Genomic DNA, 26,296 nt, shown 5'->3' with positions numbered 1-26,296 from the left:
GCCTGGTCGGAGGACGGAACGGGTCAGCCCGCGTCGTGGGACCGCAGGCCGTCCACCAGCAGGTCGAACAGCCGGTCGGCCTGGTCGCGCTCGCCGGCGGCCAGGGAGATCCCACTGAGACCGGCCAGAACGTCACCGGCGGCGACGTCGCCCCGGACGCTGCCCGCCGCCACGCCCGCGCTCAGCAACCGGCCGAGCGCGGCCAGCAGCAGGTCCCGGCTCTGGGCGTACGGGTTGGCGCCGGACGCGATGACGAGGCGCAGCGCGTCGGCCATGCCCCGCTTCGTGGCGAGGTAGTCCGTGAAACGCGACATCCACTCCCGTAGCGCCCGCTCGGGCGGCAACCGGTCCAGCAGCAGCGGCGCGGCGTCGCAGAGCCGGGCCAGCTCGTTGCGGTACGCCGCCTCGACCAGCCGCCCCGGCCCGGCCGGGCGGGCGCACGGGCGTCGCCGACTACGCGCTGGACCCGGAGGCCGCCGAGCGGCTCTGGCAGGTCTCGACCGCGCTGCTCAAGAGCTGAGCGGCAGAGACGAAGGGGCACCCCGGTCCACGACCGGGGTGCCCCTTTCGGCGTTGCGGCGGATCAGGTCAGGCCCAGCTCCGACTCGAAGTTGCCGCCCTCCAGCCGCTCCTTGACCGAGGTCAGGAAACGGGCCGCGTCGGCGCCGTCGATCAGGCGGTGGTCGTACGACATGGCCAGGTAGACCATCGACCGGACCGCGATGACCTCGCCCAACTCCGGGTCGTTGACCACGACCGGACGCTTCACCACGGCGCCCGTGCCGAGCATCGCCGACTGCGGCGACGGCACGATCGGCGTGTCGAAGAGAGCGCCCCGGCTGCCCGTGTTGGTCAGCGTGAAGGTCGCGCCGGCCATCTCGTCCGGGGTGATCTTGTTGTTCCGGGTGCGCTCGGCCAGGTCGGCGATCCGCTTGGCGATGCCGCCCATGTTGAGGTCACCGGCGTTGTGGATGACCGGCACGAGCAGCCCGCGCTCGGTGTCCACGGCGATGCCGAGGTGCTCGGCGGCCGGGTAGGTGATCTTGCCGCCGTCCAGGTCCATGCTGGCCTGGATGATCGGGTGGGTCTGGAGCGCCTCGATGGCGGCGAGGGCGAAGAACGGCAGGAACGACAGCTTCACGCCGTGCTTGGCCAGGAACAAGTCCTTGGCCTGGGCCCGCAGCTTGGCGACCTTGGTGACGTCGACCTCGACGACAGTGGTGAGCTGCGCCGTCTCGTGCAGCGACTGCTGCATCCGCTTCGCGATGGTCGCCCGGATCCGTGGCAGCTTCTCCGTGGTGCCCCGCTTGGCGCTGGGCTGCGGCTTGGCGGCCGGCTTCGGCGCGGCGGCCGACGGAGCGGCGGTCGGCTGCGCCGCCGGAGCCGGCGCGGCCTTGGCGGCCTTGGCCTTCTCGGCCGCGTCGAGGACGTCCTGCTTGCGGATCCGGCCACCCACACCGGTGCCGTTGAGCGCGGCCAGGTCCACACCGTGCTCGCTGGCCAGCTTGCGCACCAGCGGCGTGACGTACCCGGCCGCCTCCTCGCCGCCGCCCTGCGCCGGGGCGGACGGGCGCTGCGGCGCGGCCGTCGGCGCGGACGGCTGGGCCGCCTGCTCGGCCTTCGCCGGCTGCGCCGAGGTCTCCGCCTCGGCGGACGGCTCGTTGTACGACATGCCCGGGGTCGGCTCCTCGACCTTCGGCTCCGGCTTCGGCTCGGCCTTGGGCGCCGGCGCCGCCTTCGGCTCGGGCTTGGCCTGGGCGGGGGCCCCGCCGGTCACGCCGATGACCACGAGGTCGGCGCCGACCGCGGCGGTCTCGTCCTCGGCGACCTTGATCTCCAGCACGGTGCCGGCGACCGGCGACGGGATCTCCGTGTCCACCTTGTCGGTGGAGACCTCCAGCAGCGGCTCGTCCACCTCGACGGTGTCACCGACCTGCTTGAGCCAGCGGGTGACCGTACCCTCGGTGACGCTCTCGCCCAGGGCCGGCATCTTGACCGGGGTGCCCTCGCCCGACGACGCGGCGGCCGGCGCCGGCGTCTCGGCCGGGGCCTCGTCCTGCGCTACCTCGTCCGCGGTGCCCTCGGCGGCGGCGGTCGGCTCGGTGGCCGGCTCGACCGACTCGGCCGGTGCCTGCTGCTGCTCCTGCGGCGCGGCCTCGCCGCCGCCGGTCGACTCGCACTCACCGGCGATGACAGCCAGCTCGCTGCCGACCTCGGCGGTCTCGTCCTCGCCGACCACGATGCGGCTCAGCACGCCCGCCGCGGGCGACGGGATCTCGGTGTCGACCTTGTCGGTCGAGACCTCGAGCAGGGGCTCGTCAACCTCGACCGTGTCGCCCTCCTGCTTGAGCCAGCGCGTGACGGTGCCCTCGGTGACGCTCTCACCGAGCCGGGGCATGGTGACCGATACCGGCATGTTTTCCAGACTCCTTCATTCCCCTGGGGGATCTTCGCCCGTCGCCGGACGCCGCGGTTTGGGTGATCAGGCGTGTGCGTGCAGCGGCTTGCCGGCGAGGGCCAGGTGCGCCTCGCCCAAGGCCTCGTTCTGGGTCGGGTGGGCGTGCACGAGCTGGGCGACCTCCGCCGGGTAGGCCTCCCAGTTGTAGATGAGCTGCGCCTCACCGATCAGCTCACCCACCCGGGCGCCGACCATGTGGACGCCGACCACCGGGCCGTCCTGGAGCCGCACCAGCTTCACGAAGCCGGTGGTCTTGAGGATCTGGCTCTTGCCGTTGCCGCCCAGCGGGTAGTTGTACGACGTGACCTTGTCGGCGCCGTACTGCTCCTTGGCCTTCGCCTCGGTCAGGCCCACCGACGCCAGCTCCGGGTCGCAGTAGGTGACGCGCGGGATGCCGACCTCGTCGATGACGGCCGGGGTCTGCCCGGCGATCTCCTCGGCGACGAAGATGCCCTGCTGGAAGCCCCGGTGCGCGAGCTGGAGGCCGGGCACGATGTCGCCGACCGCGTAGACGTTCGGCACACTGGTGCGCAGCCGCTCGTCGGTCAGCACGTAGCCGCGGTCCATCTTGACGCCCTGCTCCTCGTACCCGAGGTTGGCAGTGTTCGGACCGCGACCGACGGCGACCAGCAGCAGCTCCGCCTCGACGGTCCCGCCACCCTGAATGGTCAACTTGACGCCGTTCTCGGTCTTCTCGACCTTCTCGAACGGCTTGCCGACCTTGAAGTTGATCTTACGCTTGCGGAACGCCCGCTCCAGCGCCTTCGACGACTCCTCGTCCTCGGCGGCGACCAGTCGGGGCAGCGCCTCGACGATCGTCACGTCCGCGCCGAAGGACTTCCATACGCTGGCGAACTCGACGCCGATCACGCCACCACCGAGCACGATCACCGACGAGGGGACCCGGTCCAGGGTCAGCGCGTGGTCGCTCGTGATGATCCGCTCGCCGTCGACCTCCAGGCCGGGCAGGCTCTTGGCGTACGAGCCGGAGGCCAGCACGATGTTGCGGCCGGTGTAGCGCTTGCCGTCCACCTCGACGACGTTCTTGCCGACCAGCTTGCCGGCGCCCGCGACGAAGGTGATCTTCTTCGAGCCGCCCACCAGGCCCTGCAGGCCCTTGTACAGGCGGGAGATCACGCCGTCCTTGTACGAGTTGACCCCGGCCATGTCGACGCCGACCAGCTCGGCCTTCACACCGAACTGCTCGGACTCGCGGGTCTGGTCGGCGATCTCGGCCGCGTGCAGCAGCGCCTTCGTCGGGATGCAGCCATTGTGCAGGCAGGTGCCGCCGAGCTTGCCCTTCTCGATCAGGGCGACGGAGAGATCAAGCTGGGCGGCGCGCAGCGCCGCCGCGTAGCCGCCGCTGCCACCTCCGAGGATGACAATGTCGAAGGTTGCGTCGTTCGGCTCGCTCACGCTCAACTCCCAGGTCGCGTCACTGCATCGGGGGTCACGGAGGGGTAACACGGACACACCCCACCTCGGTCATCTTGTCACCACCGGGCACAGGGTGCGTAGTGAGGTGCCCAACGACACGTCATCGACACGTACCCTTGGCACCGTTGTCGATGACGTCAGTTGGGGGAGAGGTTCAGTGGGGTTGTTCCGGCGCCGGAAGCAGGCGCGTGTGCTGAGCCACGACCGAGCGGCCGATCGTGGCGATCTGGCCCATCTGGAGAACTTCATCCGGAGCAGGCGAGGCGTCGAGGCGTTCATCGAGCCCCGGACGACGGTCACCGAGACCACCGTCATCCTGATCGCCGACGACGGAGAGTGGACCCGCCGCCGTATCGACGGCCCGGACGGCGCGCGCCGCTTCGCGTACCGGATGGGCATCCCGGTGTACGACGTCCGGCTGATGGGCTACCCGCAGCGGATGCGCGACGTCAACGAGCGCCGCAAGCATCGCCCCGAGCTGTCCTGAGAGACGCGGAAGGGCCCCCGGCAGCTTGCTTGGATCTTGGATTCCAGGGGCCCTTCCGCGTGCGCTGTCAGCCGTTGGCGGCGATGTCCTCGACCAACTGCACCAGGGTGCGGACCGGCACGCCGGTGCCACCCTTGGTCCAGTAGCCGGTCGACTCGCCCGAGTGGTAGCCGGGCCCGGCGATGTCGATGTGCGCCCACGCCACGTCGTCGGCCACGAACTCACGCAGGAACACGCCGCCCTGCAGCATGTGCCCGGCCCGGTCCATCCCGGCGCTGATCTGCGAGATGTCCGCCACGTCCGAGTCCATGCCCTTGCGCACGTCTTCCGGCAGCGGCATCGGCCAGGCCGGCTCGCCGACCGCGTCGCCGACCGTGCGGACCCGCTCGCACAGGTCCGGGGTGCCCATCACACCGGCGACCCGCTTGCCGAGCGCGATCACCTGACCGCCGGTCAGGGTGGACGTCTCGAACAGGTAGTCCGTGCCGTCGGCGCAGGCGCGGGCGATGGCGTCGGCCAGGATTATCCGGCCCTCGGCGTCGGTGTTGAGCACCTCCACCTTCTTGCCGCTGAACATGCTGATCACGTCGCCCGGTCGGTAGCTGGTGCCGGACGGCATGTTCTCGGCCATCGGCAGGTACGCGCTGACCGCCACGGCCGGCTTCAGCGCGGCGATCGCCAGCATCGCCGCGCCCACCGCGGCGGCGCCCGCCATGTCGGACTTCATCTCCCACATGCCCTGCGCCGGCTTGATCGAGATGCCGCCGGTGTCGAAGGTGATGCCCTTGCCGACCAGCGCGACCCGCTTGCCGTTGCCGGCGTCCGGCGGGGTGTAGGTGAGCTTCACCAGCCGCGGCGGGGACTCCGAGCCCTGCCCGACCGCGATGATGCCGCCGTACCCACCGGCGGCCAGCGCCGCCTCGTCCAGCACCTCGACGCCGAGGCCGGCGTCACGGGCGGCGGCGGCCACGGCGTCGGCGAACGACGGCGGACGCAGCTCGTTCGGGGCGGTGTTCACCCAGTCCCGGCTGAGCCGGACCGCGCCGGCGACCGCCTGCGCGCGGGTGATCTCCGCCTGGGCGCCCGCGTCGGCGGCGTCCGGCACGGCGATCAGCACCTCGGCCACCGGCTCCCGGCGGGTCGGCTGCGGCCGGGTCTTGTAGCCGGCGAACCGGTAGCCGCCGAGCAGCGCGCCCTCGGCGACCGCGCGCAGCGCGGCCAGCGCGTCGGCGTCGTCGGGCAACGGCAGGCTGAGCGCCACCTTCGGCGCGCCCGCCAGGGCCCGCACGGCCGCGCCAGCCGCGCGACGCAGCGTCTCCGGCGCCGGAGCGGCACCCGTCGGTTCCGGGCCGAGCCCGACCGCGACGACCAGCGGAGCCGTGACGGTGCCCAGCGTGGCCAGCTTGATAACCTCGCCCGGGCCGCCGGTCGCGCCGAGCAGCGCCAGCGTCTCGGTCAGCTTGCCGTCGAACGCGACGGCGATGCTCTCCGCGCCGCTGCCGAGCAGCAGGTTGCCGGCGAGGCCGCTGGTGGCGTCCTGCTCTCCGGTCTGGCTGTGCACACCGATCACGATCGCGTCGACGGCGAGCTCCGCTGGGTCGGTGTCGACCAGGCTCAGGGTGGTCGTGCGGGGGGATGTCACTGAAGCTACTCCGGGCGGGCCGGGCCGGTCGCATCGTCGCGTACCAGCGGTGAAGGTCTCCGGCGGAACCTACCCGCCGGACGTCAGGGCTGTCCCGCCGATCACACCAACGGGCTCCCGCCGATGCTAACCAGCGGCGTAACCCCCGGTAAGTTGCCACCCATGACCGACGTGACCTCCGCTGCCGCCGCCGCGACCCGGCTGCGCCGTTCCCCGCTACACGGGCGGCACACCGCCGCGGGCGCCAAGTTCGCCCCCTTCGGGGGCTGGGAAATGCCGCTGGAGTACGCCGGCGGCGGGGTGCTCAAGGAGCACACCGCGGTCCGTACGGCGGTGGGGGTCTTCGACGTGTCGCACCTGGGCAAGGTCCGGGTGACCGGCCCCGGCGCGGCCGACTTCGTCAACTCCTGCCTCAGCAACGACCTGGGCCGGATCGGGCCCGGCCGCGCGCAGTACACGCTGTGCTGCGACGACGCCACCGGTGGTGTGGTGGACGACATCATCGCCTACCTGTACGCCGACGACCACGTCTTCCTCATCCCGAACGCGGCGAACACCGCCGAGGTCGTACGCCGGTTGCGCGCCGCCGCGCCGGAGCGGATCACGGTCACCGACGAGCACGAGGCGTACGCGGTGCTGGCCGTGCAGGGCCCCCGCTCGGGCGACCTGCTCGCCGCCCTCGACCTGCCCACCGAGCACGGCTACATGAGCTTCGACGCCGCCGACCTCGCCGCCGTGGAGTTGACCGTCTGCCGTACCGGCTACACCGGCGAGTTGGGCTACGAGCTGGTGGTGCCGGCGGAGCACGCGGTGACCGTGTGGGACGCGCTCTTCGCCGCCGGTGCGGCGTTCGAGCTGCGCGCCTGCGGGCTGGCCGCCCGGGACACGCTGCGTACCGAGATGGGCTACCCGCTGCACGGGCAGGACCTCTCGCTGGACATCACCCCGGTGCAGGCTCGCTCCGGCTGGGCGGTCGGCTGGGACAAGCCGGCCTTCTGGGGCCGCGACGCGCTGCTCGCCGAGAAGGCGGCCGGACCCCGTCGTACGCTGCGCGGCCTGGTGGCCGTCGACCGTGCCATCCCGCGCCCCGGCATGACCCTGCACGTGGGCGACACCCAGGTCGGCGTGGTGACGAGCGGCACCTTCAGCCCCACGAGGAAGCAGGGCATCGCCCTGGCCCTGCTGAACACCGACGCCAACCTGACCGACGGCGACCAGGTCGAGATCGACATCCGAGGCCGCCGAGCCCCCCTGACCCTGACCAAGCCCCCCTTCGTAACCCCCTCAGTCCACTAACCCCCACCGCCTCCCCCGCCCTCCCGGCGTTGATCATGAGGTTGACGGGACGCTAGGAGATCAAACTCCCCGTTAACCCCATGATCAACTGGGGGTGGGGGTGGGGCTGGGGGGTTCGCCGGAGTCCAGGACTGCCTGGGTCCAGCCGCCTTCGATGACTCCGGTCGCGCCCAGGACCGCCCAGTCGACGACGTCGGTCGACTCCACCACCACCGGGGCGCCGATCCGTACGCTCTCGTCGGTCGCCGCGTCGCTGGCGCTGACGCCGACGATCCGCTCCGGGGTCTCCCACGACGTGACGCCCGCCCAGACGTACTCCGGGCCGTCGTCGCCCGGCAGGCCGTACTTGACCACAAGCTGCGACTCGGCCGGTAGGTGGCCGGCGACGAAGCGGGCCCGGGCGTCGCCCAGCGCGGCGCGGGCGGTGGCGACCGCACGGCTCATCGCGTCACCGGAGCGGGCGTAGCGCACGTCCGGCTGGATGCCGGAGAACAGGGTCGCGCAGGCGGCGGCGTAGTAGCGCCCGTCCGGGCCGGGGTGCCCGGCCGGCGGACGCAGGCTCAGGAACGAGTCGGCCTCCGGGTCGGTCGCCGGGTCCAGCTCCAGGCGCAGCAGCACCGGGGCGGTCGCGCCGTGCTGCTCCGGGTTGCCGTACGCCACGGCGATGTCGTGCCCGGTCACCGTGGCGAGCACCGGAAGCTGCACGAACGCCGGCACCTCCTCGCCGGTGAGGCCGTCGGTCCAGTCCCGCAGCAGCCGACGGGCCGCCCCGGTCATCACCGCGCCCCAGGCGCGCGTGAGGTGGTCGGGCACCCCCTGGGTCTGCAACTCCAGCAGCCCGAAGCGACGCAGCCCCTTCGTGGTGAACCACAGTCCCTCGGCGTCGGACGAGTACGGCACCAGCACCCAGTCGACCAGCCGGATGCGGCCCTGCTCGTCGGGGAGCGAGCGCAGCGCGGTCGCCGGGTCGAGGAACTGGAGGCCGAAGACGTCCACCACGTCGCTGTCGGCTGACTCGGCGACCGCCGCCGCCACCGCCCGTGCCGCCCACTCGTGTGCCGGCGGCCAACCGGGCCGGTACTCGGCCTGCACCACCACCAGGTGCGTCGCCGCCGCCAGCCGGGCCAACTGCTCCTCGGTGGCACCGAACGCGGTGAGCAGATCCGGCGGCAGCGCGGGGAACTCGGCGATCGGCCGGGTGTCCACGCTCATCAGCGGGCTGTCCAGCATCTGCCGCGCGAGCCCGTGCACGGGTTCGGCCAGCCGCCCGGTCAGCGCCGCGACCGCCGTCTTCGCGCTGACCTTCGGCAGCCCCGCCATCGGCACCAGGTAGGTCGCGCTGAGCGACTCCGGCACCGGTACGGGCAGGAAGTCGTCCGTGATGAGCATATGGGTTCCCCCGGTGGCCGTGCCGGTGTTGTCGAGCCGAACGCTACCCGGCCGGCCGCGTCGGCTTCAGGCGGACAGCACCACACCCAGGTAGACCAGCGTGGTGACCACCTCGACGGTCGCGCCGAGCACGTCGCCGGTGATGCCGCCGAGCCGGCGTACCGCGTGGGTCAGCAGCGGCACCGCGACGGCCAGCGCGGCGACGACGGCGAGTGGCCCCTGCCACGGGCGACCTGGCACCGCCGGCACCGCCAGCAGCATGACGGCGACCGCGCCGACGGTCAGGGCCGCCGGGCCGACCGTGCCGGCGACCATGGCGCCCAGGCCGTCCGGCCGGGCCGCGGGCACGCCCCGCCGGCACGCCACCGTGACGCCCAGGCGGCCGGCGGCGGTCGCCGCGACCACCGCCGCGAGGCAGGCCAGCCACGACCGGCCGGCCAGGTCGGCGAGCGCCGCGGCCTGCACCAGGAGTACGACCACCAGCGCCACGACGCCGAACGGCCCGACGTCCGGCTTCTTCATGATCTCCAGGGCGGCGGCACCCCGCCGGTACGAGCCGAGGGCGTCCACAGTGTCGGCCAGCCCGTCCAGGTGCAGCCCCCGCGTCAGCAGGGCGGCGGCGACCACCGTCACGCCGGCGGCCACCAGCGGGGGCGCGAGCAGACCGGCCACGAGCAGGACACCACCGAGGAGTACGCCGAGCAGCGCGCCGACGGCCGGGGCGAGCGCCATCGCCGTACCCGCCACCGGGCGGTCGATCCGCCCGGCGCGTACCGGCAGCGTGCTGAAGGTGGTGACGGCGAGCCGGACGCCCGCGACGAACCGCGACTCAGCCGGCACGCCAGCCCGACGCCGGCTGCTCGTCGCCCCAGGTGCGGGTGGGGCCCGGCCCGGCCGGCTCCGGCTCGGCGAACTCCGGATCGGTGTAGCCGGGCCCGGTGTACGCCGGCTCGTCGTAGTCGGGCTCCGGGCCGGTCGGCGGCTCGTCGGTCCCGTCCGGGTCGACGTCGCCGCTGAGCGACGGGTGGACCGGAAGCGCGGCGGCCAGCGCCAGCACCGAGCGCAGCAGCGGCAACGCGACCAGGGCGTTGGCGCCCTCGCCGAGGTCCAACCGGAGGTCGAGCAGGGGCGTGAGGCCGAGCACGTCGGCGGCCAGCCGCACTGCGGGGTGCTGGCCGTGGTCGGCCAGCAGACACCAGTGCCGCGACTGCCCGGCCAGGTCACGACTGACCATTCCGGCGGCCAACCCGACCGGCCCGTCCAGCAGCACCGGCACCCGGCGGGCGGTCGCGCCCAGCAGCATGCCGGTCGCCACCGCCACGTCGCCGCCACCCAGCTCGGCCAGCACGTCCTTGGCGCTGCGCGGCGAGCGGCGGGTGCGGTGCAGGGCGTCTCGTACAGCCGCGCAGCGGACCATCCACGCCGCGTCGTCGATCTCACCGGACGCGGTGATCACCCGACCCAGCACGGAGGGCGGTTCGGCGCCGGCGGTGGCCGCCAGCACGGCCGCCGCCGCCGCTTCGGTGCCGGCGCCGCACGCCCCCAGGACCAGCAGTTGTACGCCTGCGTCGGCCGCCTGATCGGCCAGCCGCCAGCCGTGGCGCAGCGCCGACTCGACCTGCTCGCCGGAGAGCGCGGGCTGGGTCTCCATCGGTGCGGCGGCCGGGGTGTCCACGACCTGGAGGCTCGCGCCGGCCTCGGCGGCCAGCCGGGCCAGCGCGCCCCGGCCGGCGCGGGCCTGCGCGGCGCGGCGCGCCGATTCGCCGGTGACGGTGCCGGCGGAAGCGCCGCCCGCATGGTCGCCGTTGAGCAGCAGCACCCGTACCGAACCCCAGGCGACCGGCGTCGACGTGCCCTGGGTGGCGGCGGCGAAACCGACCACCCGGTCCAGGACGCCCAGCCCCGCGCCCGGTACGTCCAGGGTGGCCAGCCGGTCCACGGCCTGTGGGCCCGCGTACTCGTCGGGCATCGGCAGTTCCATGCCCGGCTGGATGACCAGCCCGGTGGCCACCATCGGCAGCGCCATGGTCGGCGCGGCCCAGGGGGTGCCGGGCTCCTGGTGCGGGGCGACCGGCGGGGTGTGGGTCAGGACCTCGGGGAGCTGCACCTCGGGCGTGGGCTCGGCGTCGCCGAGGCTCGCGTCAGTCCGACCCGCAGTGGCCTGGCTCGGGGCGGCCTGGCTCGGGGCGGCGTGCCTCGCGGCGGTGCGCACCGACCCGACCGAGGCGGACCCGGTCGGCGCGGCGGTCGCGGTCGGGGTGGACGGCTTCAACCAGGCGGGCTGACCGGCGACCACCAGCACCACGGCGTCGCAGGCGTCCGCGACCGCGCGGTTGGCCGCGCCGAGCGCGTCGGTGAACGCCCGCCCCAGCGGGGTGGTCGGCACCAGCGACAGTCCCACCTCGGGGCTGACCAGCACCACCCGCGCCGCGCAGGAGCGGATCGCCTCGGCCAGCTCGGCGATCGTCGCCACGTCGTCGGCGGGCTGGTACTCCGGGTCGAGCAGCACGGTCACCCAGCCACCCAGGTCGTCCACGAGAAGCGTCTCGTTGGGCTCGGCCGACCCGAGCACGTCCGCCAGCCGACGCGGCTCCCCGGTGGTCTCCTCGGTGGTCCAGCTACCCGGCCGCCGGGCGCGGTGCGTCGCCAGTCGGGTCGCCCACTCGGTGTCCTCCGGGTCGCCCTCCGGCGCGGTGGCGACGTAGCGCACCACCGGCGCGTCGGCGACCAGGGACTCGGCGAACTCGGACTTGCCGGACCGGATACCGCCGAGCACCAGGACCGTGTTCCACCCGTCAACGGACATGCCCGTACCTTAAGGCCGCCCGGGGTCGCTCTGCCTGCCGGCCCGGCGCTCGCGCGAGGGCCGTCCCGATCCACGGTGCCGGCGGACAGCGACAGCCCTCAGCCTGGCGGGGGACCGCCGCGCGCCGGGGCTCCGCGCCCCCGCAGCGGGCAATCTTGGACACTTCCGTCAGCCGGAAACGGAAAGTGTCCAAGATCTATGCTGCCAGCGCCCCTTCCGGTGGGCGAGGGGCCGTTGCGCGCCGGGCCGACTACGCTGGCGGGGGTTCGTCCCACCGGGACTTCAGCGGCGAGGGGAGACGCGGCATGGCGTGGAGCTGGCGGTACGAGGGCACGGACGGCCAGACGGTCGAGGGACCGGCGGAGTCGTTCGGCAGCCAGGCCGACGCCGAATCCTGGATCGGTCAGACCTGGCGTGAACTCGCGGCGTCCGGCGTCACCTCGGTCGCGCTCGCGGAGGACGACCGGGTGGAGTATCGGATGAGCTTGCTGCCCACGGCCGAGTGATGGCGTACGACCGGCCGGGCACCGACAAGCTGGTGCTCGGCGTGCCGAGGGCGGCGTTCCGGCCCAGCCCGGTCTTCCTCGGCCTGGTCGCGCTCTTCGCGGTCAGCGGAGTGCTGGCCTGGAACGGTTACGGCAGCGTCCGCTTCGACGTGTTCCTGTTCGTCGTCTCCGGCTGGCTGGTGTCGCTCTGCCTGCACGAATACTCCCACGCGGTCGTCGCCTACCGCGCTGGCGACCGGGACATCGCCCACCGTGGCTACCTGACGCTCAACCCGTTCAAGTACACCCACCCGCTGCTGTCGATCGTGCTGCCGGTGGTGGTCGTGCTGTTCGGCGGCATCGGCCTTCCCGGCGGCGCGGTGTGGGTGGACCGGCACGCCATCCCAGGGCGGCTGCGGCACACCCTGGTGAGCCTCGCCGGCCCGGCGACCAACGTGCTGTTCACGTTGCTGCTCGTGCTCGCGGTGCGAATCGGTACCACCTCGGGCGGCCCGGTCGAGTTCTGGGCCGGGGTGGCGCTGCTGGCGTTCCTGCAACTCACCGCGAGCGTGCTCAACCTGCTGCCGGTGCCCGGCCTCGACGGCGGCAACATGATCCAGCCGTGGCTCAACCCGCAGTGGCGCAAGATGTACGACCTGTTCGCCCCGTACGGCTTTCTTCTGCTCTTCGCGCTGCTGTGGAATCCGCGCATCGGCGGCTGGTTCTTCGACGCGGTCTTCGCGGTCGGTGGCCTGTTCGGCCTGCCGTCCTGGCTGTACGCCGCCGGCCTGGACCTGATCCGCTTCTGGCAGAGCTGAGTCGAGCTGACCTGAGGTGTCCGGTCGGGCCGGCGCGGGCGCGCCGACCGGACCGGTCCTTGAGTCAGGGGCGCTGCGCGGGAGACTCGGTCTTCGCCGGGTCCCGCTCGGTGACCGGCTCGACGATCTCGTCGATGGCCTTGAGCAGTTCGGCGTCGAGCGTGACCCCGGCCGCCTTCACGTTGTCGTGCACCTGCTCGGGGCGGGACGCGCCGATGATCGCCGACGAGACGTTCGGGTTCTGCAGGACCCACGCCACGGCGAGCTGGGCCATGCTCAGCCCCGCCTGCTCGGCGAGCGGCTTGAGCCGCTGCACCCGGGTGAGCACGTCGTCGTCCATGAACCGGGAGATGAAGTTCGCGCCGGACTTCTCGTCGGTGGCGCGGGAACCGGCCGGCGGCGGCTGCCCCGGCAGGTACTTGCCGGAGAGCACGCCCTGCGCCATCGGCGACCAGACGATCTGCCCGATGCCCAGCTCCTCGCTGGCCGGTACGACCTCGGCCTCGATGACCCGCCACAGCATCGAGTACTGAGGCTGGTTGGAGACCAGCGGTACGTGCAGTTCGCGGGCGAGCGGGTGCGCGGCACGCAGCTGCTCGGCGGTCCACTCGGAGACGCCGATGTAGTGCGCCTTGCCGGAGTGCACGACGTCGGCGAACGCCTCCATCGTCTCCTCCAGCGGCGTGCTGTAGTCGTACCGGTGGGCCTGGTAGAGGTCCACGTAGTCGGTACGCAGCCGGCGCAGCGAGCCGTTGATCGACCCCATGATGTGCTTGCGGGACAGGCCACGGTCGTTGCGACCCGGCCCGGTCGGCCAGTAGACCTTGGTGAAGATCTCCAGGCCCTCACGGCGCTCGTTCTCCAGCGCCCGGCCGAGCACGTCCTCGGCCCGGGTGCCGGCGTACACGTCGGCGGTGTCGAAGGTGGTGATCCCCGCGTCGAGGGCGGCCCGCACACACGCGAACGCCGCATCCTCCTCGACCTGGGAACCGTGGGTGATCCAGTTGCCGTACGAGATCGCGCTGACCATCAGGCCGGAACGGCCCAGGTGTCGGAATTCCATGTCCCGACCCTAACTCCGGTGGATCATGATCGCCGAGCGGCGTTTCAGAGCACCGGGTTGGCGTCGGTCAACAGCCGGTCGATCTCCTTCAGGACCGCCCCGCGATCGGGGTGCACCGGGTCGATCAGCGGCGCGCCACGCCGGTCCAGCGCGCCCCACCGGCCGCCGCCGCCGGTGGCGACGAGGAACGCCACCGGGTGGATGACCACCATCGGGTACGACGGAGGCACCACCACCGCGCCCGTGCGATCCACCACACCGCGCCGACCGGCCACGTCGACGACCACGAGACCCTCGTCGGTGAAACCGTCGACCGGCCCCGCGTCGGTCAACTCGGTGACGAAGGCGTGGTAGCGGGTCGGCACCACGATCCGTCCGGTCCGGTCGACCGCCCCCCACCCCTCGCGCTTCACGGCGGCCAGCCCGCGGCGGAACGGCCGTACGTCGGCGAAGTTCGGCGGGACCTGCACCGCGCCGGTCGGGTCGATCGCCGTCCAGCCGCCGTCGGTGACCACCCAGGCCAGGCCGTCGCTGAACGGACGCACCGCCCGGTACGACGGCGGGATCACCGTCGTACCCAACATGTTGATCAGCGACCACCGGTCGGTGTCCGGCCGCCGGACCCAGGCCAGCCCGTCGTGGAACGGCTGCGCCTCCGCGTAGCGGGCGGGAATGACCAGCTCGCCGGCCTGGTCGGTGTAGCCCCACAGTGGTCCGTCGCGGTCCGGCTGCGGGGGCCGGTCACGGTCGAGCACCTCGTCCCGACTCCGGGGGTACGGCCCGAAGCCGTCCGCCGAGGCCCGCACGGTGACCGCGTCGAGGGCCACCCGCACCCGGTCCAGCAGCTCGGCGTCGGCTGCGCCGCGCAGGTCGAGCGCCCGCTCGAAGTGGTGGCAGGCCTCCATCAGCCGGCCCTGGTCATAGCAGCACCGCCCGGCGTGCTCGTGCAGGGCGGCGCGCAGCCGGTCGGGCAGCTCGATCGAGTTGGCCTCGGCGAAGAGCTGGTCGGCCTCGGCGAAGTCACCTCGCCAGCGCAGGACGTGGGCCAGCCGCGCCTGCGCCAGCGCGGTTCGGCGCAGCTCACCGGTGGCCTCCGCGTACGTGAGCGCCAGGCGTCCGTCGGCCAACGCGTCGTCGAGGTCGCCGAGGGTCCGCGAGGCCACCGCGCGCAGGCTGAGCAGGCGCGCCCGGGCCCGGTTGTCGACGGCCGTGCCCAACTTTTCGGTCAACCGCCGCCGGATCGCCCGCATGCCGTCCGGCTCCGTCAGCTCCTCGCGCAGGGTCATGGGGTCCAGCCGCCAGCGGTACGCGGCCAGGACCTGCTCCGGGTCGCCCTGGTCGGCCAGCGAGGGACCGGCCGGCTCCGTCGCCGTGCTCGGCGGCGCCGACACGGGCGCGTCCGTCTCGGACGGCGCCTCACGCGGCGCGGGAATGACGGCAGCAGGTACGGGCTCCGCGGGGGCGGGCTCTGCGGCGGCGGGCTCTGCGGGGGCGGGCTCTGCGGGGGCGGGCGTGGGTGCCGCTGGCGGTCCGGAGACGGGCTCAGCGGCGGGTGGCGCTGGGGTGGGCTCGGTCGCCGCGGGTGGCGCGGATACGGGTTCGGTCGCGTCGGGTGGCGAGTGGACGGCCTTGGCCGTTGGCGCGGAGGCAGCTCTGGCCTCGGTCGCTGGCGCGGAGACGGGTTCCGCTGCGGCGGCTGGCGCGGAGGTCGGTTCGGCGGCCGTGGTGGACGTGGAGGTCGGTTCGGCGGCCGTGGTGGACGTGGAGGTCGGTTCGGCGGCGGTCGGCGCGGGGTCGGGTGTGGCGGTTGGCGCGGAGGCGGTCCCCGCCAGGGTGTCCGGCGCGGAGGTGGGCTCGACTGTGGCGGGCGGCGCGAAGGTGGGCGCGGGCGAGGCAGGCGGTGCCGACACGGGTGCGGCCGGCGGTGTGACCGCCGTCGACGGTGTGGGCGGGGGCGGTGTGAATGCCGCCATTGGCTCTGTCCCGGTGGATCCCTCCGCCGCAGGTCCGGGCGTCGCGTGTGTCGTCTCGGGGACCGGTGCGGGCTCGGCGTCGGTGTCCGGTGTGACTGTCGACGGGTACGCGGTGCTCGGCCCGGACAACACCGACGCCGACCGGTCCGACGAGTTTGGGCTGGTGACAGCGGCGGTCGACGGTGTGCCTGTCGGGTCAGCCAGCTCGTGCACGTCGTCCGCAGTGGACTCGCTCTGCCAGCCCGACGTCTCGCCGGAGCCCGGACGCTGATCCTGGCTGGATGTCGGACCGGTCGTCGCCCGTTCGTGGTCCGCGTCCTCGAACAGGTCGTCCGACCAGCCGTGCGGGGCGACCGGGGCCGGATCGGCTGGCGGTCCGGAGACGGGGCTCAGTTCGGACGGGGCCGGCTCGGCAGAGGGCTGCACGGGGTCGACCAGGTCATCGGACCAGGGTTCACGCTCACTGCCGACCGGCCCGAACGGCGGCGCGGAGACGGGCGCCGCGTCGGCGGGCGGCGCGGAGACGGGCGCAGTGTCGGCGGGTGGTGCCGACACGGGCCGCACGGCGGCGGGTGGTGCCGAGACGGGCCGTGCCGAGACCGGTGGTGCCGAGACGGGCCGTGCCGAGACCGGTGGTGCCGAGACGGGCCGTGTGGCGGTCTGGTCGGTTGGCGGTGCGGACACCGGCCGGGTCGACGGCGGGGAGAACGCGTCGGCGGGGGGTCCGGAGACCGGTGTCGCGGCAGCCTCGACGGCGGCGTCGGGCCGCTGTCCGGTCGCCGGGCTGTCGACCAGCGGCTCGACCGAACCGTCGTACGCGTCTTCGGTCTGCGGCGGTGACCCTGCCGGCCGGTCGACCGGCGTCCGGTCCCTGGTCGTCTCGAGAACCGTCGCATCGTCCGGCGGCGTCGCGTCCTGCTCGGACTCGACCGGCTGCATGGCGGGACTGAACCAGGCGTCGGGCCCCCGGGCCGGCGTCTCCGCTGACTCCGGGGCGGTCGGCGCGGATGCTTCGGAGGGCGTCGGAGGCACGTAGCGACGCGGCACGCCCGGGGCGATCGGGAGCGCCGGCTCGGCGTCGGGTGTGGCAGACGTGGGCGTCTGGCGCGCGGCGGGCTGTTCCGGCCGCTGCCAGGTGGGCGGAGGCGCGAGCGGCGGACGGCTGTCCGGGCCGGGATAGCGCGGTGGCGCGGTGGGGCGGGCGTCCGTCGTCGAAGCCGCTTCGGTGGGCCTGCGATGCTCGGGTGGGGGCGGCGACGCCGGCTGTTCGTCGGACGACGGGGGCTCCACCGGGGCGGGCAGGAACTCCACCCGCAGCCGGGCGGCCGGCGGTCCGGAGACCGGAACGTCCGCTGCCGGGGAGACCGGTGTGGCCGACACCGGCCAGTCGTGCTCGGAGCGCGCGGACGACGTCGAAGGTCGCCGCTCGTGGTCGGCGGGAGCGGGAGAGACGGGCATCGCCGACACGGGCCGGTCCCAGCCGGCAGCGGCGGGCGAGACGGGCTGGTCCCGGCCTGGAGCGGCGGGCGAGACGGGCCGGTCCCGGCCTGGAGCCGCGGGCGAGACGGGCTGGTCCCGTCCGGGAGCCGCAGGCGACACCGGCCGCTCCGGCGGGACCGGCCGAACCGGAATCGCCCGGCCGGTGCCCGGCGCGGCCGGGGAGACGGGTGTGGGCGGGACCGGGTCGGCCCGACTGTAGGTGGGCGACGCGCTCGCGGCGGGGCGCGCCTGCCGTTCGTCGTACCGGGGTGGTTCCGCCGGTGGCCGCGCGGGGCCGGCCGGCGGCCGCGAGCCGACGCGCGGCTCGGGGGCGCGGTGTGGCTCGGGCCGGTAGCCCGGCTCCCGGGTGCGGTCGGGATGCACCGGGCCGGGCGGCGGCCAGGGCAGACCGCCACCCGAGCGGGGGGCGGGCTGCGTCCGGGCTTCGCGGTACACCTCGTCGCGGTACGGCTCGGGCCGGGTGGTCTCGCGCGGGCGACGGTCCGGGTACGCCTCGGCGCGGGCCGCTGCCTCGCGGGGTTGCTGGCGGTGCGGCTCGACATCGGGACGGCGGCGCTCGTCGTCGCGGCGGGACTGCTCCGGCGGCTCCGGTTCGGGGCGGCGTCGCCGTCCATCCTCGGACGTCTGGGGCGGCCCGAATCCGTCCTCCGGCCGGCGTTGCCGGTCGGTGGGCGCGCCGGGACCAGCCTCCACACGCGACCGATCGTCGGCGACACCCCGCTCCGACCGGCGAGCCTCGTCGGGCCAGCGCCCCGCGCGGCGTGCGTCGTCGGCGACGCCCCGCTCCGGCTGTCGGGCGTCGTCGGGGCGGCGGTCGGGCTGTCGGGCGTCGTCGGGCCGACGGTCGGGTTGACCGTCGGCGCGGTAGCGGGAGCGGCCGTCGATGGGCGCCCACTGGCCGGCGCCCTCGGCGGCCCAGCCGTCGGTGGGCCGGCTGTCGGTGGGGCGGCCGTCGTGGCTTCGGGCCGGTCGGGAGCCGTACCCGTCGCCGGGCTGCCGGTCGTGGCCGGCGGCCGGTCGTTCCGCCGTGCCGCGTCGGCGCGGTGGCTCGTCCGGCTCGGGCACCCAGCCGGAATCGATGCGCGGCCCCGGGGAGTAGGGCCCGGGGGAGACCGGCGGCGCCACCGGGTACGCCGGGTCCCGGTCGGCCGGCTCGGGTCGGCGCCGGCGGCTGTCGTACCCCTCGGAAGAGGGCTGTTCGCGGTGCCAGGCGGCCTCGCGGCCCGGTGCCCGGTCGTCGGCGGCGCGTCGGTCGGACCAGGCGGTACGCCGGTCCGACTCGGGAGAGCGGCGCTCCTCACGCCGGGGCGGCTCGGGGAGTGGCCGGCGGTACGGCTCGTGGTCGTAGTACGCGGTCTCGGATCGGCCGTTGCGGGAGGCGTCGCTCGTCCGCTCGTCGCCACGTGGCCAGCCGTAGGACTCGCCCGGCTCGTCGTCCGCGCGCCAACGGCCGTCGGGCTCGGCCGGAGGTTCGTCGGCCCAGGAGCGGCCGAGGTAGGTGCCATCCGGGCGAGTGGGTGCGAGCGGCGGCACCTCGGCACGACCGACCGCGCTCGCCCGGCCGCGAGGCGGTGGGGACTGGTGGGTGGCGCCGATGTCGCCGGGGTAGCGCTGGCCGGGGAACTGGGGGTGCCATTCGGTGGTCGGTTCGACCACCCAGGACGGTTCGTTCGGGTCCCGCCACCGGTCGGTGTAGCGGCCGTTCATCCGTCGAGCCCGTCGCCACACCCGACCGCTCGGCCGCTCCCCGTCGACGGTGACGTGTGGGTGCTCCCGCCCCGCTGCCGCCTGGGCGTCCGGTCGCCGCCTGCCACGCTCCGGTGGCCGGCTCGCGTCCGCTCGCTCACGGCGTTGTCACCTCGTTGCACATTGTCGCGCTGGGGCCTCGCGTGCCGGTCGGGCCGCCCGTTCCGGCGGGGCGTGGCTGCGGATGGAGGGTAACGGCGCGGACTCGCTCACCGCCACTGTGGCACCGTCCACGGGCGCAAACGTTATCCGATGGTTTCGGACATTTGGGTCGATAACCGAATCTGACCTTCGACGATACCCCACCGGCCGTCGGGACGGACCAGGGCATCAGGTCAGGGATGCTCCAGGACGAGGACGGGGCGTCTCCACGGTCGGGTTGCCGGCCCCTGACTCCAGCTCCGAGAGCGTGGACTCGGCCACCCCGGCCCGAGCGGCCACCCCGGCCCGAGCGGCCAACTCGGTCAGCGAGACACCGGCGCGCTCGCGTTCGCGGCGCAGGGCGGCGGCGATGCTGGCCGACGGGGCAGCCGGTTCTCCGGGCATGCGTGTTGGCTCCACCGGATCATCGTTCGCGGCCACGAACAACGGGCGACCGTTCACCGTGATGGACTACGCGCACGGTACAACGAACGGCCGCCGCCGGGACGCTTCCCGACGTCCTATGCCCAACGCGGCCCGGGCCGCGCCGTGACGCCGGGATCAGACCTTGTCGCCGAGCTTCACCGCGGGCGCCGGAGCGCGCATACGCCGGAAGGTGATCGACCGCATCACGGCGTACAGGTAGAGCGAGCCCATCCGCTGGTCGGTCTTCGGGAAGCGCTCCCGGACCAGCTTGCCGATCTTGCGGCAGATCAGCAGCGAGTCGACGACCACGCCCAGGGCCAGGGCGCCCCAGAGCACGTTGGAGATCAGTCGGACCACCGGCGGCATCGCCGCGTTCGAGCCGATCAGCACGATCAGCGCGCCGCCGAAGAACCAGGTGCCGACGGTACGGCGGGAGTCGACCACGTTGCGCGCCAGCAGCCGCTCCGGGCCCCGGTCGCGGGGGCCACCCTCGCGGCGGAAATCGGCCGCGGCCTCCGACCGCAGTTGGCGACGCCGCTCCCGCTCCTCCTCCTTGGTGAGGGGACGGCTCGGGCCGGCTGGACGCCGGCCGACCGTCGGCCGCTTCGGCGTCTCCCGCCCCTTGGCGGGGGTGTAGGCCCGGGAACGGTCGGCGGCGGTCTCCTCGGGGGTCACCGAGGTGACGGCCTCGTCGACGAGGTCGGTGGACTTGCGGCGAAAGAGCGACGGCACGCGGCAAGGGTAGCCAACGGTCCGCGCCCGGTGCACATCGCGGTACGGCGGCCGACGGCTCCAGGTCGCAGCGCGATCTGGAGCCGTCGGGGCCGAACGATTGGTGCGAGAGGTTACGGGCGCTCGGCGTGCGCGCCCAGGTCGGCGAGCTTCGCCTCGAAGTCCTCGTAGCCCCGGTTGATCAGGTCGACGCCGTACACCCGGGAGGTGCCCTCGGCCGCGAGCGCCGCGATCAGGTGGCTGAAACCGGCCCGCAGGTCCGGAATGACCAGGTCGGCGGCGTGCAGCTTGCTCGGCCCGGCGATGACGGCGGAGTGCTTGAAGTTGCGCCGGCCGAAGCGGCACGGGGTGCCGCCCAGGCAGTCGCGGTAAACCTGGATGTTGGCGCCCATCGAGTTCAGCGCCTCGGTGTAGCCGAGCCGCTGCTCGTAGACCGTCTCGTGCACGATCGACAGGCCATGGGCCTGGGTCAGCGCCACGACCAGCGGCTGCTGCCAGTCGGTCATGAAGCCCGGGTGCACGTCGGTCTCGAGCGCGACGGCGTTCAGCTCGCCGCCGGGGTGCCAGAAGCGGATGCCACCCTCCTGACCCGGGTCGCCCAGCTTCGGCGCGCGCGCGTCGGTGACCTCGTACTCGCCGCCGACGGACCGGAAGATGTTCAGGAAGGTCATCATGTCGGCCTGCTGCGCGCCGAGCACCTCGACGTGACCACGGGTGGCCAGCGCGGCGGCGGCCCAGCTCGCGGCCTCGATCCGGTCCGGGATCGGCCGGTGGGTGTAGCCGTGCAGCTTCGGTACGCCCTGGATCTCGATCACCCGGTCGGTGTGGACCTTGATGATCGCGCCCATCTTCTGCAGGATGCAGATCAGGTCGATGATCTCCGGCTCCACGGCGGCGTTGCGCAGCTCGGTGACGCCCTCGGCCATGACCGCGGTCAGCAACACCTGCTCGGTGGCGCCGACGCTCGGGTACGGCAGCGCGAACTTGGTGCCGTGCAGTCCGTTCGGCGCGGACAGGTGCAGACCCTCGGGCCGCTTGTCGACCGTCGCGCCGAACTCCCGCAGCGCCTGCAGGTGGAAGTCGATCGGACGGGGGCCGATGTGGCAGCCGCCCAGGTCCGGGATGAACGCGTGTCCCAGCCGGTGCAGCAGCGGCCCGCAGAACAGGATCGGGATGCGGCTCGAGCCGGCGTGCACGTTGATCTGGTCCGTGCTGGCGCTCTCCACGTTCGCCGGGTCGAAGACGAGCTCGCCGTCCTCGGCGCCGTCGGTCACCTTGACGCCGTGCAGACCGAGCAGACCTCGGACCACCTCGACGTCTCGGATCTTCGGCACGTCGAACAGCCGGCTCGGGCTGTCGCCCAACAGTGCGGCGACCATCGCCTTCGAAACCAGGTTCTTCGCGCCGCGCACGCGGATCCGCCCTTCGAGCGGAGTGCCTCCATGCACGACCAGGACGTCGTCGGTCAACGCAACCTCCAGCGCTTCGGTGCTGCTGTGTTGTTGGTGGGGAACGTGAACCTTGTCGCTACCCCGGATGCGGCCATATCGAAACGGCCCGCTCGCGTCGTCGCTCTGGCAGCATAGCCCTCGGTGACGAATAAGGACTCGGTCAGACCGGAGTGTGTGGCATTAATCGGTGATCCGGCACTTTTACGTACCAGCGACGTCACGGACCGTGATCACGCTCCGGGGAGGGCGAGCATCTGGTCCAGCGCCACCCGCGCGTGGTGCGCGGTGTCCGCGTCGACCGTGATCTGGTTGACCACCCGACCCGCGACCAGCTCCTCCAGCGCCCACACCAGGTGCGGCAGATCGATCCGGTTCATCGTCGAGCAGTAGCAGACCGCCTTGTCGAGGAACATGATCTGCTTGTCCGGGTGCGCCAGGGCCAGCCGGCGGACCAGGTTCAGCTCGGTGCCCAGCGCCCACGCCGAGCCGGCCGGCGCCGCCTCGATCATTTTGATGATGTACTCGGTCGAGCCGACGTAGTCGGAGGCCGTGACGACCTCGTGCCGGCACTCCGGGTGGACCAGCACGTTGACCCCGGGCACCCGCTCCCGTACGTCGTTGACGCTCTCCAGCGTGAACCGGCCGTGCACCGAGCAGTGCCCCCGCCAGAGGATCATCTTGGCGTCGCGTAGCTGCTCCGGGGTGCGCCCGCCACCGGGCTTGTGCGGGTCGTAGAGCACGCAGTCGTCCAGCGACATGCCCATCTCCAGCACCGCCGTGTTGCGGCCCAGGTGCTGATCCGGCAGGAAGAGCACCTTGCGGCCCTGCTCGAACGCCCAGTCCAGGGCGCGCTTGGCGTTCGACGACGTGCAGACCACGCCGCCGTTGCGGCCCACGAAACCCTTGATGTCCGCCGACGAGTTCATGTACGTCACCGGCACGGTCTCACCGGCGATGCCCAGCTCGGTCAGCGTGTCCCAGGCGGCCTCGACCTGACCCAGCACCGCCATGTCCGCCATCGAACAGCCGGCCGCCAGATCGGGGAGGATCACCCGCTGGGTGTCGGTGGTGAGAATGTCGGCACTCTCGGCCATGAAGTGCACGCCGCAGAAGACGATGTACTCCGCGTCCGGACGGGCCGCCGCCTCGCGGGCCAGCTTGAACGAGTCGCCGGTCACGTCGGCGAACTGGATGACCTCGTCGCGCTGGTAGTGGTGCCCCAGCACGAAGGCCTTGCTGCCCAGCTTCGCCTTCGCCGCCGTGGCGCGGGCCACCAGGTCGGGATCGCTGGGCGCTGGCAGGTCGCCCGGACACTCGACGCCGCGCTCGGTGTCGGGGTCGCTGCCCCGGCCGAGCAGCAGCAGAGCCGTCGCCGTGTTGGAGGGTTCCACCCAGGTCGAAGTCACGTAGCCCATGGTCCCACAGCGCGAGCGCGCCGCAGCTCCGCTCGGTGTGGGCTGCCACACTGCTCGGCATGCGCGTGCTGCTCTGCCCGGACAAGTTCGCCGGCACCCTGCCCGCACCGGAGGTCGCCGCCGCGGTGGCCGCCGGTTGGCGCAGTGTCACGGACGACGACGACCTGCTGATCCGGCCGCTCGCCGACGGCGGGCCGGGCTTCGTCCAGGTGCTCGCCGAGGCGCTCGGCGGCCGGCGGCTACCGGTGTCGACGGTCGATCCGCTGGGCCGACCCGCCGCCGGTGAGATCCTGCTCATCGCCGACGGCGCGACCGCCTACCTGGAGAGCGCCCAGGCGTGCGGACTGCACCTGCTCGCCCACGCCGAGCGGGACCCGAAGGCCACCACGTCGTACGGCCTGGGTCTGCTGGTGGCCGCCGCCGTGGAGAGCGGGGCCCGGACGGTGGTCATCGGGCTGGGCGGCTCCGCGACCAACGACGCCGGCGCCGGCATGCTGGCCGCGCTGGGTGTGACACCGCTCGACGCCACGGGTGCGGCCCTGCCGTACGGCGGAGCGGCCCTCGCCGCCGTCGACGCGCTGGACGGCGCACCCCGGCTGCGGGGCGCCCGGCTGGTCGCCGCCACCGACGTCGACAACCCGCTGCTCGGCCTGCACGGCGCGAGCAACGTCTTCGGCCCGCAGAAGGGCGCCGACCGGGCCGACGTGCTGCTGCTCGACGCCGCCCTGGAGCGCTTCGCGGCGGTGCTGGAGCGCGACCTGCCCGGCTGCCCGGCGGGGCTGGGCGCGCTGCCCGGCGGCGGGGCCGCCGGAGGACTCGGCGCGGCCGTCCTGGCGTTCGGCGGCGACTGCGAGTCGGGCATCGGCCTGGTCACCCGTGCCGTCGGGCTGGACGCCGCCCTGGACACCGCCGACCTGGTGATCACCGGGGAGGGGTCCTTCGACCATCAGTCGCTGCGCGGCAAGGTCGTCGCCGGGGTGGCCGGGGCCGCCCGGGACCGTGGGGTGCCCTGCGTGGTGGTCGCCGGCCAGGTCAGCACCGGCCGGCGGGAGGCCGCCTCGGCCGGGGTGACCGACGCGTACAGCCTGGTGGAGCACTTCGGCGGCGAGGCGGCCGGCGGGCTCGACGCCGCGCTGAGCCGCCCCGCGGACGGGCTGCGCGAGCTGGGCGCCCGACTGGCCCGGCAGTGGAGCCGCTGAGCGCTCCCCACCGCCCCACCTGGGGCGAGGGTCCCGCCACGCGGGTACGTCCGGCCCCGGCGGCGTACGATCGGAACTGGACCACAACCGGGAATCACTGGACAGCGCGTGACGTTGGCCAGTTCGTCCGGACCCAAGACCGCGCAGGGAGACTTCCACGTGACCACGCCAGCGCAGACCGAGTCGACCGAGGCCCAGGCCCCTACTTCCGTCGTCCTCACCGACGTCGCGGCGCAGAAGGTCAAGGCCCTGATCGAGCAGGAGGGCCGCGACGACCTGCGGCTCCGGGTCGCGGTGCAGCCGGGCGGCTGCTCCGGCCTGCGGTACCAGCTCTTCTTCGACGAGCGCTCGCTCGACGGTGACGTCGTCACCGACTTCGGTGGCGTCGAGGTCGTCGTCGACCGGATGAGCGCCCCCTACCTGGCCGGCGCGACGATCGACTTCGCCGACCGGATCGACGCCCAGGGCTTCACCATCGACAACCCCAACGCGGGCAACTCCTGCGCCTGCGGCGACTCGTTCAACTAAAGCCGCCACCACGCGCCACCGACGACGGGGCAGTCCCACCGGACGGCCCCGTCGTCGTGTCGGGGTGATGGGTGGAAACGGTCCCGTGGCGGGTAGGTGAGCGGCCGGTTGCCGTTGCCCGACCGACCGGACACGTCCGGATTGCCGGGCCGGTAGGCTGACCGCGCCCTGCTCCCGACCCTGAGGGTTGACATGAAGATCGCCGTGACCGGCTCGATCGCCACCGATCACCTGATGAGCTTCCCGGGTCGCTTCGCCGACCAGCTCATCGCCGATCAACTGCACAAGGTTTCGCTCTCCTTCCTGGTGGACGACCTGGTGCTCCGCCGTGGCGGGGTGGCGGCGAACATCTCCTTCGGCATGGGCCAGCTCGGGCTGCGCCCGGTGCTGCTCGGGGCGGTTGGCGCCGACTTCGCCGACTACCGCTCCTGGCTGGAGCGGCACGGCGTCGACTGTGACTCCGTGCACATCAGTGAGGTGGCGCACACGGCGCGGTTCGTCTGCACCACCGACACCGACATGTGTCAGATCGCCTCGTTCTACGCGGGCGCGATGAGCGAGGCGCGCAACATCGAACTGGCCCCCGTCGCCGACCGGCTCGGCGGACTGGACCTGGTGCTGGTCAGCGCCAACGACCCCGAGGCGATGCTGCGGCACTCGGCCGAGTGCCGCACCCGTGGGTACGCCTTCGCCGCCGACCCCTCCCAGCAGCTCGCCCGGATGCCGGGCGAGGACGTGGTGGCGCTGATCGAGGGCGCCGAGTACCTGATGACCAACGACTACGAGAAGTCGCTGCTGCAGAGCAAGGCGCAGCTCAGCGACGAGCAGCTGTTGGACCTGGTCAAAGTGCGGGTCACCACGCTGGGCAAGGACGGCGTGGAGATCGCCGGCCGGGGCATCGACCCCATCCACGTACCCATCGCCCGGGAGATCCGGGCGGTCGACCCGACCGGGGTCGGCGACGGCTTCCGGGCCGGTTTCTTCACCGCGCTCTCCTGGGGCCTCGGCCTGGAGCGGGCCGCCCAGGTTGGCTCGCTGCTGGCCACGCTGGTCCTGGAGACGGTCGGCACCCAGGAGTACGACGTACGCCGCGACCTGTTCGTCAAGCGTCTTGCCGAGTCCTACGGCGACGTGGCGGCGGACGAGGTCCGCCCGCACCTCCTCCCGTAACCCCGGATCCCGACAGGGATCGGTCTGACGCGCGAGGTACTTCGTCGCACAGACGGCTCGCGGCCACCTCGCGGCCACCTCCCGGTAACTCGACAGCCCGTTGTTGCGGGCGCGAGTGGCGAACGGGAGGTGGT

The 26,296-nt window shown here is 73.4% G+C and carries 19 protein-coding genes and 1 pseudogene; 7 read left to right on the top strand and 13 right to left on the bottom strand.

Annotated features, from left to right (window positions below; all coding sequences use genetic code 11):
- Window positions 1–23: 23 nt before the first annotated feature.
- The 3 genes from ACLQ24_RS03125 to lpdA form a co-directional block, all read right to left on the bottom strand.
- Window positions 24–344, bottom strand: coding sequence for a hypothetical protein (locus tag ACLQ24_RS03125; protein ID WP_425888880.1), 321 nt, complete (start codon window positions 342–344; stop codon window positions 24–26).
- Window positions 345–583: 239 nt separating this feature from the next.
- Complete coding sequence (gene sucB / locus ACLQ24_RS03120) at window positions 584–2,416, bottom strand: 2-oxoglutarate dehydrogenase, E2 component, dihydrolipoamide succinyltransferase (protein WP_425888879.1); 1,833 nt, start codon at window positions 2,414–2,416, stop codon at window positions 584–586.
- 66 nt (window positions 2,417–2,482) lie between these two features.
- Window positions 2,483–3,874: a dihydrolipoyl dehydrogenase gene (gene lpdA, locus ACLQ24_RS03115; RefSeq protein WP_425888878.1), complete on the bottom strand. Its 1,392-nt coding sequence runs from the start codon at window positions 3,872–3,874 to the stop codon at window positions 2,483–2,485.
- Between the two features lie 178 nt (window positions 3,875–4,052).
- On the opposite strand from lpdA, the gene ACLQ24_RS03110 reads away from it, so the two are divergent.
- Complete coding sequence (locus tag ACLQ24_RS03110) at window positions 4,053–4,382, top strand: hypothetical protein (protein ID WP_425888877.1); 330 nt, start codon at window positions 4,053–4,055, stop codon at window positions 4,380–4,382.
- A 67-nt stretch (window positions 4,383–4,449) separates the two neighbouring features.
- Here the strand turns inward: ACLQ24_RS03110 and ACLQ24_RS03105 are convergent, their stop codons facing one another.
- Window positions 4,450–6,024 carry a leucyl aminopeptidase gene (locus ACLQ24_RS03105; RefSeq protein ID WP_425888876.1) on the bottom strand — a complete coding sequence of 525 codons (1,575 nt, stop codon included), beginning with the start codon at window positions 6,022–6,024 and terminating at the stop codon, window positions 4,450–4,452.
- A 162-nt stretch (window positions 6,025–6,186) separates the two neighbouring features.
- Here ACLQ24_RS03105 and gcvT point away from each other — a divergent pair, with 162 nt between their 5' ends.
- Window positions 6,187–7,320 carry a glycine cleavage system aminomethyltransferase GcvT gene (gene gcvT / locus ACLQ24_RS03100; protein WP_425888875.1) on the top strand — a complete coding sequence of 378 codons (1,134 nt, stop codon included), beginning with the start codon at window positions 6,187–6,189 and terminating at the stop codon, window positions 7,318–7,320.
- 84 nt (window positions 7,321–7,404) lie between these two features.
- On the opposite strand, the gene ACLQ24_RS03095 is transcribed toward gcvT, so the two are convergent.
- The 3 genes from ACLQ24_RS03095 to ACLQ24_RS03085 form a co-directional block, all read right to left on the bottom strand.
- Entirely contained in the window at window positions 7,405–8,709 is a 1,305-nt protein-coding gene (locus ACLQ24_RS03095; protein WP_425888874.1) for a DUF2314 domain-containing protein, read from the bottom strand.
- 66 nt (window positions 8,710–8,775) lie between these two features.
- Window positions 8,776–9,549, bottom strand: a complete 774-nt coding sequence (gene cobS / locus ACLQ24_RS03090) for an adenosylcobinamide-GDP ribazoletransferase (RefSeq protein WP_425888873.1) — start codon at window positions 9,547–9,549, stop codon at window positions 8,776–8,778.
- The gene (locus ACLQ24_RS03085; RefSeq protein WP_425888872.1) at window positions 9,539–11,515 is read right to left on the bottom strand and encodes a bifunctional adenosylcobinamide kinase/adenosylcobinamide-phosphate guanylyltransferase; all 1,977 of its coding nucleotides are present in this window, start codon (window positions 11,513–11,515) and stop codon (window positions 9,539–9,541) included. The genes cobS and ACLQ24_RS03085 overlap by 11 nt, the downstream gene beginning before the upstream one ends.
- A 305-nt stretch (window positions 11,516–11,820) precedes the next feature.
- Here ACLQ24_RS03085 and ACLQ24_RS03080 point away from each other — a divergent pair, with 305 nt between their 5' ends.
- Window positions 11,821–12,021 (top strand): hypothetical protein, encoded by a 201-nt coding sequence (locus ACLQ24_RS03080; RefSeq protein ID WP_425888871.1) that lies wholly within the window; start codon window positions 11,821–11,823, stop codon window positions 12,019–12,021.
- Window positions 12,021–12,818, top strand: coding sequence for a site-2 protease family protein (locus ACLQ24_RS03075; protein ID WP_425888870.1), 798 nt, complete (start codon window positions 12,021–12,023; stop codon window positions 12,816–12,818). Before ACLQ24_RS03080 ends, ACLQ24_RS03075 begins: the two co-directional genes overlap by 1 nt.
- A 64-nt stretch (window positions 12,819–12,882) precedes the next feature.
- On the opposite strand, the gene ACLQ24_RS03070 is transcribed toward ACLQ24_RS03075, so the two are convergent.
- The 6 genes and pseudogenes from ACLQ24_RS03070 to nadA all read right to left on the bottom strand — a co-directional run bounded on the left by ACLQ24_RS03070 (window position 12,883) and on the right by nadA (window position 23,256).
- A complete protein-coding gene (locus tag ACLQ24_RS03070; RefSeq protein ID WP_425888869.1) occupies window positions 12,883–13,881 on the bottom strand; it encodes an aldo/keto reductase family protein in 999 nt (332 codons plus the stop codon).
- A 44-nt stretch (window positions 13,882–13,925) separates the two neighbouring features.
- Window positions 13,926–19,061 (bottom strand): WG repeat-containing protein, encoded by a 5,136-nt coding sequence (locus tag ACLQ24_RS03065; RefSeq protein WP_425888868.1) that lies wholly within the window; start codon window positions 19,059–19,061, stop codon window positions 13,926–13,928.
- Window positions 19,062–19,463: 402 nt separating this feature from the next.
- A pseudogene (locus ACLQ24_RS03060) lies at window positions 19,464–19,646 on the bottom strand (helix-turn-helix domain-containing protein); the annotation flags it as partial.
- A 156-nt stretch (window positions 19,647–19,802) separates the two neighbouring features.
- Complete coding sequence (locus tag ACLQ24_RS03055) at window positions 19,803–20,399, bottom strand: DUF3043 domain-containing protein (RefSeq protein WP_425888867.1); 597 nt, start codon at window positions 20,397–20,399, stop codon at window positions 19,803–19,805.
- A gap of 113 nt (window positions 20,400–20,512) precedes the next feature.
- The gene (gene murA / locus ACLQ24_RS03050) at window positions 20,513–21,868 is read right to left on the bottom strand and encodes a UDP-N-acetylglucosamine 1-carboxyvinyltransferase (RefSeq protein WP_425888866.1); all 1,356 of its coding nucleotides are present in this window, start codon (window positions 21,866–21,868) and stop codon (window positions 20,513–20,515) included.
- Window positions 21,869–22,080: 212 nt separating this feature from the next.
- A complete protein-coding gene (gene nadA / locus ACLQ24_RS03045; protein ID WP_425888865.1) occupies window positions 22,081–23,256 on the bottom strand; it encodes a quinolinate synthase NadA in 1,176 nt (391 codons plus the stop codon).
- Window positions 23,257–23,324: 68 nt separating this feature from the next.
- Here nadA and ACLQ24_RS03040 point away from each other — a divergent pair, with 68 nt between their 5' ends.
- The 3 genes from ACLQ24_RS03040 (at window position 23,325) to ACLQ24_RS03030 (ending at window position 26,162) form a co-directional block, all read left to right on the top strand.
- Window positions 23,325–24,464 (top strand): glycerate kinase, encoded by a 1,140-nt coding sequence (locus tag ACLQ24_RS03040; RefSeq protein WP_425888864.1) that lies wholly within the window; start codon window positions 23,325–23,327, stop codon window positions 24,462–24,464.
- 159 nt (window positions 24,465–24,623) lie between these two features.
- Entirely contained in the window at window positions 24,624–24,992 is a 369-nt protein-coding gene (gene erpA / locus ACLQ24_RS03035) for an iron-sulfur cluster insertion protein ErpA (protein WP_282257478.1), read from the top strand.
- A gap of 192 nt (window positions 24,993–25,184) precedes the next feature.
- Window positions 25,185–26,162, top strand: coding sequence for a carbohydrate kinase family protein (locus ACLQ24_RS03030; RefSeq protein ID WP_425888863.1), 978 nt, complete (start codon window positions 25,185–25,187; stop codon window positions 26,160–26,162).
- The last annotated feature ends 134 nt before the right edge of the window (window positions 26,163–26,296 follow it).

Source organism: Micromonospora sp. DT4, from assembly GCF_049841675.1.
Lineage (GTDB): Bacteria > Actinomycetota > Actinomycetes > Mycobacteriales > Micromonosporaceae > Micromonospora.
Note: the sequence above shows the minus strand (reverse complement) of the source record. Positions and strands in the feature narration are given on the sequence as shown.